Here is a 13,427-nt window from a genome sequence, read left to right as displayed (position 1 = left end):
ACGAATCCCCCATCGGCAATTTGGATCTGACGAATCACAACTGATATATGCGCTAGGGCGTCGCAGACTACGGCGTATCCGTCTCACACGCTCTGCCGACATGTATAAAATTGTTTGCCCACTCATATATCTGTCACAGGCGCTGGGGCTGCACGCGCGGCACTTTCCAATGCTTCAAGCATATCGTCAAAAGCTGGGTCATCACGCTTGTCTTCAATGAGGTGACACGCATAAGCAACCGTTGAACGGTCTCTTAAAAAGGCATTGGCAACACGCGCCAAACTTAATCCAAATGAGACATGCGTTAAATACATTGCAACCTGTCTTGCAAGCGACACGTTTTGCACACCCCGTGTTGGTGCATATAAATCATTTTGACTCACACCAAACACATATCCGGATAATGAACTCGCTAATCGCGCACAAGCTGCGTCTTTTGATTGTTGAATAAACTGCATTCTATCCACTCCATAACTCTGTTTGGAGGCATAATGCACCACCCCACAAGATGTAGGATAATATTCCTATTACAGAATTATTCAAGAACCTTATATTTTCAGCTATTTCCCTGAAAGACAGGGAATTAACTAGAAAATTCATATATATTCATGGGATAAGCACAAAAAAAGCGACCCATTAGGTCGCTTGTGTATGTGAATAATTTCCTATTACCCTGTTGGATAAATCAGGCAGCCTTGTTTACACGACGTCTTAATTCATATTCGGGGGCTTCTACCTCCAGCATAGAATGCTCCAATAGGCGATCATGACATATTAGCTGAGTCACTTTGCCATCTTTATCCATGACAGGTAATCTCAACCAAAAATGAACAATATTTCCCGGAAGTTCTTCTGTCCCTGAAACAGGCTGAGTATTTCTAAAAGCTGATCGAACAGCAGGAATACCACTTTTGGAATTTGCTAATCGCGGAAACTGCACAAGTCTGTGCCCTTTGGCTTCACGCCCCAACATTCGACGAATTTCAGAGCCAGAGAAGCGGAAATACACATCCGCATCTACTTTCTCCATAATCGAGATGTAGGCCAGCTCAGTGATAAACTGAGCCGGTTGCATCGCCTCACGAGAAGCAATCTGATCACTATGGGTATTTGCAACCCATTCATTTAAAAGCGTCTTTTGTCCCGCAAGACTTAAACGCGTATCGCCCGTTATCATAAGTGCCCCATGCCCTGCCGATTCGGAATATTAGATTCTATATTCATCTAATATTTAGAGTTTGGCAAGTGTCCGACACAGTAAAGATGAATCTGTTCAATAAACAATGATTCTATATTTCGTTTCGGAAGCGAATTGATCGTGTTAACTTTTCGTTTACTTGTTACTTATTTTTTTGCTTGCCCAAGCCCCATACGCTTGGCTAAATCAGACCGTTGCTTGGCGTAATTTGGTGCAACCATAGGGTAATCTGGAGATAAGCCCCACTTTTCACGATATTCTTCAGGAGACATATTATAGCGCGTCCGCAAGTGGCGTTTAAGGGATTTGAACTTCTTCCCATCCTCAAGACAGATGACATAGTCTTCGCTCAAGGATTTGCGCACTGAAACGGCTGGTTTCTGGTCAGCTTTTGTTTCTTTAACAATGCGGCCGTTTAATTCACTAACGACATTGTAGGTATTCTCAATCAATCCCGGTAGATCTGAAACAGGGACAGGGTTATTTCCTACATAGGCAGACACAATCTCGGACACGACACCTATAAGTGTACTATCATTTTTTCCGGCGATTATAATTTCATCGCTATCTTTGCTCATATTAAACTCTTTACCTTAGCCCGACAATATAAAACAGCAAATTCTACATGTCGTGGCAGATGTAAAGAGTAACAACTGCTAAATCATTGGCGATAGGTCTTATCTATCTTCGATTTAATCTCAAGGTACTTCAAATGAAGTACCTTCTATATTGCTGAAACAACAGATACAGCGATAACTAAACCAAGAATAAGCGCTGTCCAGACAGCCATAGATCCACTTGGGCCACCTTTGCTCAACATACCTTCTGGGCTGAACGCTTCAGTCAGATAGGTGTGCACGCGTGAGCCAAGTTTTCTCCAGCCATTTGTCATAGCAGGACTTGCACGCTCCCACAGTCGGTCTGCCCAATGCGCAAAACCATATCCTATACGGCGATATGTCCAATCAAAGTCGAGAACAACACCCGGTTTCTCAGCTGGGTATAGTCCAAAACGCTGCATCAGAACAAAAGCAAGCATAGCAAGGATGAGAAGTTGGAATTGAGTCACCACGTGATCCCAAGTCCAAAGCGAATGCTCAAGATAGTAAAGCGCCTCGGTTGCATACGGTAATTGGGAATATAGCCATTTCGTACCGCCAAGCCCTGGAATACCCACAGCGATACAGATAAATGCTGAACATCCCATGGCGACGAGCATATTAAATGGCGCTTCTTTCGGGCGTTTCCCCGAATCATGCCCGAAAAAGGCAAAATACGGAATTTTGATCCCTGAGTGTTCCAACACACCAGCAGACGCAAATAACAGCATACACCAAACAATCACATAGCCTTCATGCCCAATGGCCGACAATGTCATGGATTTCGCTACAAAACCTGAGAATAGCGGGAAGGCCGAGATAGACGCCGCTCCGATCAGACAGAATACAGTCGTCCACGGCATGGTTCGCCACAGGCCGCCAAGCTCGGATGCTTTGGTCGTACCAGTCCTGTGCAGCACAGCCCCCATACTCATGAATAGCAAGCCTTTATACATGATGTGAGCAAAGGCGTGTGCAGCTGCCCCGTTCAATGCATAGCGTCCATATTCAGTATCGAGATTGGCCACACCAATCGCACAGATCATGAAACCAACTTGGTTATTCAATGAATATGCCAGCACTTTGCGTAAATCATTTTCGACCACAGCAAAGAAGACTGGGAAGATTGTCATCACAGCACCGATATAGATCAGTATGTGCTCTCCGGGGAACATGCGTGCAAACATATAGACCGCAAGCTTGGTCGTGAACGCAGATAGCACCACAGCCCCTGTTGGTGTCGCTTTAGGATAGGAATCTTGCAGCCAATTGTGCAAGAAGGGAAAGGCAGCCTTAATTCCAAAGCCAAGGAAAATAAGCCAAGCACCATCTTCTTCAAGCGAAATCGCCCGCAGAGACAGATCGCCATGGTTTCCAAGGAAATATACCGCACCAAATAATAGCAATACACCCGACAGGATCTGAATCGCGATATAGCGCATACCAGCTTTGTAAGCTGCCTTTGTCCCTGTTTGCCAAATCAAGAACACAGATGAGACCGCAGTCAGCTCCCAGAAGAAGAAGACTGTCATCAAATCACCACACAAGGACGCAGCAATCGCGGCACCTGCATAGATAAGCGCACAGGCGTCCTGAAGTGGGTCTTTATTGTGAAGAGAGTAAATCGAATTAATTGCTGCGGCGATCAAAAACGCCAATGCAAATATGAAAGACAGCGAATCCACGCGATATGTAATCGCTGTCAGATCCATAACCCGCATCACACCATGATCAACGCCAAATTCCGAGAAAGTGGACAACATCAAAAGCCCGATGACCGGACCACCTATTGTGATGATCGCGCGCAATACCGGAATACGGATAAAATAGGCCAATATCCCCGCAAGAATAACCGCAAAACCAGGGTTTATATCAACGAGTGACGGCAAAAATTCTGGAGACATTATTCGCCCTCCACTTTAGACTTGGAGGTCGCATCACCCTCGTCAGCATCAAGGCCCTCGAGGTCACCATAATAGTTTTCATCTTTGCGCAGCAGTTTGGCCAAAGGCCACCCACATCCAACAACAAAAGCAAAGGCTGCAAACCCATACAAACCATAAAACATCGGCATTTCAGAGAATGCGACGGGCTTATAAGCATGTTTCATATGTTTGGCAGCTAAGACGAAATCAGCAGCAAAAAGCCCAAGCGAAATAACAACCAATACAATCAAAAATATGATCGGTGTGGATTTAGCTTGTGTCCATCCAAACAAAAGTTTGGCCATTGGAGTGGCATCGTCTGAACTATTATTCTGGTTCATATCATCGCTCATGAACGGCTCCCAAAGACTGGAAGAAGGAAGTCATAAATTGTGTTAATGCCGAAGAACAGCACAATACATAAACACGCAGTTATCGCTGGCGGCAGCACAGCAAGTGTCGGCGTTCCGCCTTCTCGTTTATAAGCTGCAGGAACGCCCGAGCCTTTAGGCGGCATTAACGCAAGTATCGAAATCGGAATCAGATAAATCACATTCAGAATAGAAGACACGATCAATGTCCAAGCCACATAGGCTTTATCTGCATCAAGTGAACCCAGTATCAATTGATATTTTGCCCAAGCCCCCCCCATTGGCGGCACACCAATGATGGACAATGATCCAATGAGGAAACAGGTAAACACAACAGGCATTTTACGGCCCAAGCCACGCATTTCTGAAATATTACCCTTGCCAGTGGCCACATAAATTGCACCCGCACACATAAACAAAGTAATCTTACCAACAGCGTGCATCGCAATTTGCAAGCCGCCGCCCATCATCGCTGCACTAGATGCCAACATCGCCCCGACGGTCACATAAGACAGCTGAGAAACCGTTGAATAAGCCAACCGCGCCTTTAGGTTATCTTTGGTCAACGCAATCAACGACGACACGACAATGGTGAAACACGCCACCACAAGCACAATCTCTTGACCGGGCAAATTGGATAAATAGTCGGCACCGAAGATATAAGTTGCAATTTTTAAGACCGCGAACACCCCCGTCTTCACAACCGCCACAGCATGAAGCAATGCAGAAACCGGCGTTGGCGCAACCATCGCATTTGGTAGCCAGAAGTGAAACGGCATAATCGCCGCCTTCCCGATACCAAATACAAACAATAGCAAAATAACCGAACCAACGAGCTTGGAGGCGTGCCCTTCAAGAATACCGCCCTGCGTGAAATCAGTTGTCGCAATGGATGGATCAAACCCATCCGGCGTCATACCAGTCACCACATAAGTACCGACAATTGCCAGCAGGAAGAAACCAACAGATGTTCCCAGCAATGTTGTCAGATAAATGCGTCCGCCCCGCAATGCATTCGCATCACCTTTGTGCGTCACAAGCGGGTAAGTGGATAATGTCAGGACTTCATAAAAAATGAAGAGCGTGAATAGGTTGGCAGAGAATGCCGCTCCCATAGCCCCAAATAATGCCACACCAAAACACATGTAAAAACGTGTCTGATGCTTTTCATTATTGCCGCGCATATAACCGATAGAGTAAAGCGAGTTCACGCCCCACAAACCGGATGCAATACATCCAAACAGGGCACCAAGAGGTTCAACCTCAAAGGCAAATGAGAAGCCCGCAGCGACACTCACCATGTCCCACGCGACAACTTCACCATTGTTAACGCGCAGCGCGATAGACAGCGCCACAATGAATAAGCCAATCGCACTCAGCATTGTCACAGTTTCGCGCACATCCGGCGCACTACGGAATGCCCAAACAGCGATAGAACATAGTAAAGGAATACCCAGCGCAAACTGGATCAGGAGTTCATTGCTCATTGGACGCCTCCTAGATCAATACCAAGCACGGCATGTGCGCCTGCTTCCGCAAGCCCCAATGGGATGGACGGGTTTACACCAAAGAAAATATTCAATCCTGCAAGCACCCAAAGCGCAAATAGGATGACCAAAGGCGCTTCCTTGATTTCTGGCGCACCTTCATCTGGCTCCATGAAATAAACAGCCTGAAGGATACGGCCCACATAGAAAAAAGCGAGGAAAGACGACGCACCAATCACAAGTGCAGCCCACCACCAATCATTGATCATAACAGCTTCTAGCAAACGCCATTTAGACAAGAAACCAGCTGTTAGGGGCACACCCATGAGTGACAATCCAGCAATTGTGAAAGCTGCAAATGTCAGCGGCGCTTTTTTACCCGCCCCTTTAAAGTGTGAAACCTTCCAGACATTAGCCCCAAGTGCTGCAGCACCCACTGCCATAAACAACGCGCCTTTCAGCAAAGCGTGGTTGGCAAGGTGGAACATACCAGCGGATAGTCCCGCTGCTGTACCAACTGACAGCCCAAGCAACATATACCCCACTTGTGCAACCGAAGAATACGCTAGCACTCGACGCACATCCAATTGGAAAATCGCTTGAAACGAACAAAACAGGATTGCCAAACAAGCCGCAGGCGCAAGCACATAATTCAGCGACGCAACGACAAAATCCCAACTCGGATCAAACACAGTGAAGATGAATCTCGCCAAGGCATAGAAAGCGGCCTTCGTTGCAGTCGCAGACAAGAATACGGTCACAAAGCTAGGCGCGTAGGCATATGCACTTGGCAACCATTGGTGCAATGGGAACATCGCAGCCTTAAGTCCAAGCCCAACAATAATGAAAGCAAATCCAGCCTGCACAACGCGTGAGTCATGCAATCCGTTCAAACGCTCGGCTATGTCTGCCATATTCAGCGTACCAGTCGCGGCATATAAAAAGCCAACACCGATCACAAAGAAACTCGCACCAATTGTCCCCATGATCAGGTAATTGAATGCGGCCGTTAAAGCGCGGCGATCACGTGTCGCTCCAAGCGCAACAAGCACATAAGTTGAAATGGATGAAATCTCTAGGAAAACAAACAGGTTAAACGCGTCCCCTGTGAGAGACATCCCCATAAGACCCGCCAAACAAATCTGATAGGCAGTATAGAAAAGAGGTTGTTTTTCAGCCTTAATTTCACGCGCCACTGCAGGCTGCGCAAACAAAGCTGACATAAGCGCCATGAATGAGATCAGTATGACGATAAGTGTGTTGAGGCCATCAACGCGAAATTCAATTCCAAGCGGAGGTGCCCAGCCCCCCATATGATAGGAAACAACGCCTTCACGCGCGACATCAGCGCCAAGCGCCCACGCCATCCACACAGTAAAAGCTGACGTTAATAGCGCCATGCCCCATGCAAATCGACCATTGGGAGCAAATACTGTCGCTGTTGCCATGAGAAATGGAACAAGCACAAGCAAAACCGGCGCGTGATGAGTCAGCGCCTCTGGTGCGAGGTGGAAGTTAGCAAACATATTCATGCCTTCTCACCTTCGCGTGTTCCATCTTCCAAATCGGCAGAATTCACATCGTCCATTTCAATTGTTCCGTAAGCTTCGCGAATGCGAACAACCAAAGCCAGCCCCACAGACAATGTTGCGACACCGACAACAATAGCAGTCAGCATCAGCACGTGTGGCAGCGGGTTTGAATAAATCACTTCAGCAACAGGATGCGCGACGTCAACACCGTGCGCACCAGCATCAACAGTGTGCGGAGCAACAGCGTCAATTGCGCTGTGTGCAGCATCAGATAATCCATGTCCTGCGTCTGCTGCATGTTCTTTTACAGAGTCAGCAGCCTCAGCCACATCAGACGTCACCACGCCATGGTCATCAGTTACCTGCGCATCTGCAATATGTTCTTCAACACCATGTGTTAGATCAGTCGCAGGATTATCATGTCCTGTCGCATCTGCGCCAGCATGTGTATCAATCGCATGGCCAGCGCCAGTAGCGCCATGGTTGGTTTCATCACCATGTCCTCCGCCATGATCGCCCGTATCTACATAAATAGGAGCCGTCCCACTCGCCACTTTACCCAATGTTACATAAAACACGATCACAGAGGTTTGAAAGATAGACAGCCCAACCAGACGTTTAATCAGGTTTTGGCTCTCAAATAGAATATATAGGCCACCCATCATCAGCAGAATGATGACCCAATAATTATAATGGTCCAGTACGAATTGCATGGTTTACCAGTCCTCGTCCCGAATCTCAGGCACGCGGCCCGCAAATGCATAAAAAGCTGTAATCATGACACAGGCCACAGCAACAACCACACCGACCTCAACACCAATAATACCAGTGATTTGCGGCCAGTTATGGTGGCCGTGCACTTCGCCAGTCGGTGGACCGAAAATGTAGTCATAATCAAGGAAGTCGCCGCCATTGATCATACAGACAACGCCAGTCAATCCGTAAATCGCAACTCCGATTGCAGCCCCCACACGCGCCCACACAGGTGGGAAAGCCTTCATTGCCGCCCGCAGACCAAAAATCATGGCATATAGCATCACAGCAACAGCGAAGATCACACCGGCCTGAAACCCACCTCCAGGTGAGTATTCACCATGGAAATGCACATAGAATGCAAAAATTGCGATGAGAGGGATTAGGAATTTTGAAACAACCCGCAAAATCAAGTGACTATCATCACTAAAATTCTCCCCCTGCTCCTCATCTTTACCGCGCCAGTCAGAAGCAGCCCGCGCACGTTCTCCAAATCCAATGAGCAGGATCACAGCAACACCGGCAGCGAATACAACGACGGTTTCACCAAATGTATCAAATCCACGATAAGAGGCCAAAACAGCTGTCACAATGTTTGGCGTCCCCACATCATGCGGTGTTTCATCAATATAGGCTTTTCCGACATGACTATTAGCTGGTGAATCTGCTGCCCCGAATGACGGCAAATCTGTGGATGCATACAGCAATACAGCACCTGTTGCGATGACCACAACAAGTGGCCCCCAACGCTTAGAAATCGGCTTAGACGGCTTAGCTGTTCGAACAGTCAACAACATTGCGGCAAGGATTAAAGTGGTTGAAACACCCGCCCCAACCGCAGCCTCAGTAAAAGACACATCAACCGCATCCATAGCTTGAAACCAAGCCGCAGACACAAGCGAATACACACCACTCAGCATAACAATGGCAAACAGGCTACGCATACGAATAATCGCGATCGTGATCACGCCGAGCATGCCCATAAGGACGATATTTGCGATGAGGACGGATGGACTAAAATGAGCTTCCATTTTTTTACTCCTTTTCCTCTTGCACTTTTAAAGCCTCTTGGCCTTTGACGGTCACTTTTTGTCCTGTCCATTTGCCAAGGAAAGGCTCAAGCCCTGCTCTAAGCGCGCCATTTGCAGCAGCATTAGATGATGTCGGGCTGGTGAACATGAAGAACACCCAGATGCAGAGCAGTTTGAACGTCACCAAAGACCAACCACCGATCAGCATTAACCCGATCAATACCAAAGATGCACCAAGTGTATCCGTAACCGACGCAGCGTGCATACGTGTGTAGAAATCAGGGAAACGAATAACACCAATAGATCCAGCCGCTGAAAATACAGCACCAGCCAGCGTCAATGCGCTCCCAAGAGTAATGCGGGCAGTTTCGAGATTTTCAGGCGAAAACAGAGTGGAAAAATCAATCATTGTGCGCTTCTCCGATCTGTACGGAACCATCAGGCTTCTTAGCAACAAGAGGCACACCAAATGAGCGATAACGGAAGAATTTCAAAATTGCGATTGTTCCCACAAAATTGATCATTGCATAAAGCAAAGCGATATCGAGGAAATCGGGCCGTTTGGTCACAAAACCAAGCAATCCCAACAACAAAACAGTTTTGGTCCCAAAAGAGTTTACCGCAAGAACGCGGTCATACAATGTCGGTCCCATGATGGCGCGCGCAAGCAAAAGCGCCATCGCCGCAATAACGGCAAGGGTAGCAGCAACGAGCATATTCTATCTCTTTCCGTCTATAGCTTCTGAGGTACGACGATCCATCTCATCAAAAGAGCCAGGCGCAACATCAGCAGCGTAAAGGCCATGAACAATCAATTCATCTCCCTCAAGATCAATTGTCACTGTTCCCGGCGTCAATGTTATCGAGTTGGCGAAAGTCACTTTTGCCAAATCTGATTTACAGCTTGTTTTCACGCGAGCCATCGCTGGCTCAATATCAGGTGTCACGCGAAGCGCAGCTTTTAAGACAACCATATTGGCTTTGATAATTTCGCCGCCAAGCCACACCCAATATCCAAGCGCACGCGGCATCAACATATATGGAGATGCTTCAACGTCGAGAATTTTTAATCGGTGACAAAACCAAATGACAAAAACAATAGAACCAATCCCCATGTGGAGAATTGGAAAATCAAAATGACCCGATAGTCCAAACCAGAAGATTGAAATACCGACAATTAAGCCCACTAAATAAGTCATCAGACCCGTAAAATTTATGGGTAGCTATGAGAATCGCTTTTGGATTCAACAGCCCCGCTATTGAAGTTAGGAATTAGTTATCGAGAAGATAGCATTTTGACCAGTCCTGATCGGTCAAATTATTGTTAGATCTTGAATTAACGACCAAATACTAACCGGCTGGCACGCGAAGCAGGTCCATATTTCTCTGTATCAGCTTCAACTTCATTATTGTTGTCGTCCAACACCTCCGGAGAATAGGCAGAACTCAGCGACCAATTCCAATACCGCAGCACTGTTTGGGCTTTGGCAACGGCCATCATCTCATATATTTCAAGGACATATTCAAAATGCTCGACAGGTGCATCTTTGCGACTAATAGGACGCCCAAGCGCTGCCCAGAATGCTTTGAAATATTGTCTTTTCAGCCCAACAGCTTTGGCCAAAACCGCAATACCTTCACCGCCCTCATCGGAAATAATTTTCTGTCCGGTCATGGGCTTGATGCCACATAGATATGAAATTTCGTCGATGGTTTTTGCTTGATATCCAGACTTGAGCATATGCGCGATCGCATCTTCTAGACTTGAAAATGGACTTTTCTCTATCGCCGCGCGATTTCTCTGACGGCGTTCAATTACCTGCAAACCTTTTCTTACCACAGGATCAGACCAATTATCTTTGGCTGCGTGCGCAAAAATATCTGAACACATATCTATCAAAACAGAGCGTTCAGCAGAAAAGCGTTGAAGTATCAGACGACGGGTTGCCTGATCCGACCACCAAAACAAAACAAGCGCATGCGCAGGCCGTAATTCAGGTCGACGCAGCAATAATGGCCCTAGCCTCTCGATATTGCGACTCAAAGAGACTAAGCGATCTATAGATAATTCAGATACAATCGCTTTGTCATTCATCAATAATCGCGCAATTGCTTCTGTGTCCCGACTCTGAGATATTGCATCACTCAAGCAAGACCCAACATCCTTGCGGGCGGCTATTGCGCGGCGATGATGGGCTGCCCCACTTACGACAATAGAGACAAGATCAGATTGATCAAATGCTGCCGATTCCTCAAGCAATTGGCTTGAAACCGATGCGACATCCTGCCCTAAATAGCGTAAAACACGACGCGGTGCCTGAGACATCCCAACCAGACGTTTCGCACATACAGCACGTTCGTTTTCGTCGGCATCTATCAGCATCTCCAGCAATAAATCACCGGCTATCGCTCGATCTTGAGAACTGGACGCAGAATCAGGAAGCGCGACAACATCGGTCAATCGTCGCAACAACATGCGGCGAGATCGAAAATCTTGCTGTGTTTCAACTTGCTGATTTAGGCCATCGGCCATGACTATGCCTCGCGATTCTTAGCCGCGATATTGGACTTTAATCAGTTAACCAAAAGTCATCACATTGCAAAAAAATGCATATGTTCCACTTTTATTTGATTAGACTCTCTTAATTAAAAGTTCTGCGTCGCTTGCGCCCTGGGTGAATAAACATCAGCAAACCTGATGCAGTTACGAGCGCGATCATGAGATAAAAATGGCTCGCACCGTCTAATTTTTCACTTCCAAGCGCAATTGGAATTTCCTGCCCAAGATAGGGTGATAAATGTGCGCCAACCAGTGCGCCCGAGATAACAAGCGTCAAAAAAGCCCCAAAACGGCGCGTAAATGGCAAAACCAGCATAAGAGCAGCAAATCCCTCAAGCATCCCCATGACATATCGTCCGGTTGGCTCAAACAATGCTAAACCTGTTTTTTCTGCTAATGTAGAATAAACAACATTTGCTTGTTCAGGATCGTCGAATAATTTAGCGTCCAGAGAAAATGCGAGCACAATTATAAGCCCCAGCGCTAAAACCCATCCCAGAAAAGATCTTACACCGCGCATATTCTACACCCTCTATAACGACATTAACGAGCTAATCGCTTTACCACAATAACACAATGAAATTGTGATAACCTTGTGACGATATATTGTACAATCCAACACCTCCAGAACAAACTCTGCCTGGCGTGATCAAGTAAACTTATTGTGTGCAACTCTATATTTGCAGTCTGCAACTTTAAGCCCAGCAAAAGTCAGAACACCAAGACCACACATATTTTTCATCAACCTGAAATATCTACATCCCTGCCCGCATTCATCTACAACGCGTATACGTTTTGACATCCACCTCATTCTCAGGTGAATGTTTTTAATGTTTACCAAGCCTTGAATTGATATTTGAATTGGTCATAGTGCAGCTATTGAACACAGTAATACAACCTTAAGTGTATTATTTGAAAAACGGTAGCAGAATCATGATAATCAAATTCTCAGAGCTTCACCTCAAGGTTGGCGAAGAAATCGGCACGTCTAACTGGTTGGAGATCACTCAAGAAAGAATTGATAAATTCGCTGAGGCGACTGGTGATTATCAATGGATCCATGTCGATGTAGAACGCGCCAACCGTGAAATCGGCGGCACAATTGCACACGGCTATCTTATCATCTCACTTATCCCTGTGTTTTTTAATGAATGTCTACAAATCGAAGGCATGTCCCGAATCGTCAATTTTGGGAGTGATCGCATACGCTTGAAAAATGCTGTAAAAACCGGGTCACGCGTTCGGTTAAAGCAGGTTTGTGAATCAGTCAAAAATAGCGCTGGCGGTAAGATTGTAAAAATCAAAAACACAATAGAAATTGAAGGCGAGAAACGACCTGCCCTAGTGGGCGAAACGCTGCAAATATTGTACGGTGCTGAACTTGAAACGCAAAAATCCGATACTGACGCGGTATAAATTATACAGGAATTGACATGTCAAACGACAATCAGACTGGCAAAACTGACGAACAATTGCGCAAAGAACTCACACCAGAGCAATATAAAATTGCTCGCGAAGACGGCACTGAGCGCGCTTTCACAAGCCCGCTAAATAATGAAAAACGTGATGGTGAATATCTATGTGTCGTATGCGAAACAGCTCTTTGGTCTTCTGCACACAAATATGATTCCGGCTCTGGCTGGCCCAGCTTTTATCAGCCCGCCTTTGAAGAAGCTGTTTCAACAAAACAAGATTTCAAACTTGCCTCACCACGCATAGAAGTGCGCTGCGCAAATTGTGACGCACATATGGGACATGTCTTCAATGATGGCCCAGCACCCACAGGGCTAAGATATTGCATCAATGGTAGTGTTTTGAAATTTATTCCTGAGGAATAGTTGAAGAATGTAATTTACCTCTTTCACTCCCCACATGATTAGTCCATCTTTTCACTTAATCACAATTTAGGGGAATGAAATCATGATACGGACTCTTCTCGCAGCAAGCTCAATGCTCGTCTTGGCCAATTGC

Annotated in this window: 16 protein-coding genes; 2 read left to right on the top strand and 14 right to left on the bottom strand. The window is 46.4% G+C overall.

What is annotated here, in order from left to right; translation table 11 throughout:
- Positions 1-122: 122 nt before the first annotated feature.
- From HBAL_RS06145 to HBAL_RS06080, 14 genes are all read right to left on the bottom strand, one after another.
- On the bottom strand, positions 123-458 hold the full coding sequence (locus HBAL_RS06145) for a helix-turn-helix domain-containing protein (RefSeq protein WP_015827072.1): 336 nt from the start codon (positions 456-458) through the stop codon (positions 123-125).
- 227 nt (positions 459-685) lie between these two features.
- Positions 686-1,177 carry a PAS domain-containing protein gene (locus HBAL_RS06140; RefSeq protein ID WP_015827071.1) on the bottom strand — a complete coding sequence of 164 codons (492 nt, stop codon included), beginning with the start codon at positions 1,175-1,177 and terminating at the stop codon, positions 686-688.
- A 167-nt stretch (positions 1,178-1,344) separates the two neighbouring features.
- The gene (locus tag HBAL_RS06135) at positions 1,345-1,776 is read right to left on the bottom strand and encodes a MucR family transcriptional regulator (protein ID WP_015827070.1); all 432 of its coding nucleotides are present in this window, start codon (positions 1,774-1,776) and stop codon (positions 1,345-1,347) included.
- A 146-nt stretch (positions 1,777-1,922) separates the two neighbouring features.
- On the bottom strand, positions 1,923-3,701 hold the full coding sequence (locus tag HBAL_RS06130; RefSeq protein ID WP_015827069.1) for a Na(+)/H(+) antiporter subunit D: 1,779 nt from the start codon (positions 3,699-3,701) through the stop codon (positions 1,923-1,925).
- Positions 3,701-4,075, bottom strand: coding sequence for a hypothetical protein (locus tag HBAL_RS06125; protein ID WP_015827068.1), 375 nt, complete (start codon positions 4,073-4,075; stop codon positions 3,701-3,703). The genes HBAL_RS06130 and HBAL_RS06125 overlap by 1 nt, the downstream gene beginning before the upstream one ends.
- Entirely contained in the window at positions 4,072-5,580 is a 1,509-nt protein-coding gene (locus tag HBAL_RS06120; protein ID WP_015827067.1) for a proton-conducting transporter transmembrane domain-containing protein, read from the bottom strand. Before HBAL_RS06120 ends, HBAL_RS06125 begins: the two co-directional genes overlap by 4 nt.
- Complete coding sequence (locus HBAL_RS06115) at positions 5,577-7,112, bottom strand: monovalent cation/H+ antiporter subunit D family protein (RefSeq protein ID WP_041301444.1); 1,536 nt, start codon at positions 7,110-7,112, stop codon at positions 5,577-5,579. Before HBAL_RS06115 ends, HBAL_RS06120 begins: the two co-directional genes overlap by 4 nt.
- On the bottom strand, positions 7,109-7,825 hold the full coding sequence (locus HBAL_RS06110; RefSeq protein WP_015827065.1) for a cation:proton antiporter subunit C: 717 nt from the start codon (positions 7,823-7,825) through the stop codon (positions 7,109-7,111). Before HBAL_RS06110 ends, HBAL_RS06115 begins: the two co-directional genes overlap by 4 nt.
- Before the next feature lie 3 nt (positions 7,826-7,828).
- The gene (locus HBAL_RS06105; RefSeq protein ID WP_015827064.1) at positions 7,829-8,896 is read right to left on the bottom strand and encodes a DUF4040 domain-containing protein; all 1,068 of its coding nucleotides are present in this window, start codon (positions 8,894-8,896) and stop codon (positions 7,829-7,831) included.
- A gap of 4 nt (positions 8,897-8,900) precedes the next feature.
- Positions 8,901-9,305: a monovalent cation/H(+) antiporter subunit G gene (gene mnhG / locus HBAL_RS06100; RefSeq protein ID WP_015827063.1), complete on the bottom strand. Its 405-nt coding sequence runs from the start codon at positions 9,303-9,305 to the stop codon at positions 8,901-8,903.
- Positions 9,298-9,612: a monovalent cation/H+ antiporter complex subunit F gene (locus tag HBAL_RS06095; protein ID WP_015827062.1), complete on the bottom strand. Its 315-nt coding sequence runs from the start codon at positions 9,610-9,612 to the stop codon at positions 9,298-9,300. Before HBAL_RS06095 ends, mnhG begins: the two co-directional genes overlap by 8 nt.
- 3 nt (positions 9,613-9,615) lie before the next feature.
- Positions 9,616-10,095 carry a Na+/H+ antiporter subunit E gene (locus HBAL_RS06090; RefSeq protein ID WP_015827061.1) on the bottom strand — a complete coding sequence of 160 codons (480 nt, stop codon included), beginning with the start codon at positions 10,093-10,095 and terminating at the stop codon, positions 9,616-9,618.
- Positions 10,096-10,232: 137 nt separating this feature from the next.
- Positions 10,233-11,429, bottom strand: coding sequence for a DUF2336 domain-containing protein (locus HBAL_RS06085; RefSeq protein WP_015827060.1), 1,197 nt, complete (start codon positions 11,427-11,429; stop codon positions 10,233-10,235).
- A gap of 109 nt (positions 11,430-11,538) precedes the next feature.
- The gene (locus HBAL_RS06080; RefSeq protein ID WP_015827059.1) at positions 11,539-11,976 is read right to left on the bottom strand and encodes a hypothetical protein; all 438 of its coding nucleotides are present in this window, start codon (positions 11,974-11,976) and stop codon (positions 11,539-11,541) included.
- 413 nt (positions 11,977-12,389) lie between these two features.
- Between HBAL_RS06080 and HBAL_RS06075 the strand changes: the two genes are divergently transcribed.
- Both HBAL_RS06075 and msrB read left to right on the top strand, forming a co-directional pair.
- A complete protein-coding gene (locus HBAL_RS06075; protein WP_015827058.1) occupies positions 12,390-12,872 on the top strand; it encodes a MaoC family dehydratase in 483 nt (160 codons plus the stop codon).
- A gap of 17 nt (positions 12,873-12,889) precedes the next feature.
- Positions 12,890-13,294, top strand: a complete 405-nt coding sequence (gene msrB / locus HBAL_RS06070) for a peptide-methionine (R)-S-oxide reductase MsrB (RefSeq protein ID WP_015827057.1) — start codon at positions 12,890-12,892, stop codon at positions 13,292-13,294.
- Positions 13,295-13,427 lie beyond the last annotated feature (133 nt).

The organism is Hirschia baltica ATCC 49814 (assembly GCF_000023785.1).
GTDB classification, from domain to species: domain Bacteria; phylum Pseudomonadota; class Alphaproteobacteria; order Caulobacterales; family Hyphomonadaceae; genus Hirschia; species Hirschia baltica.
This window is presented reverse-complemented; position numbering and strand designations above follow the sequence as displayed.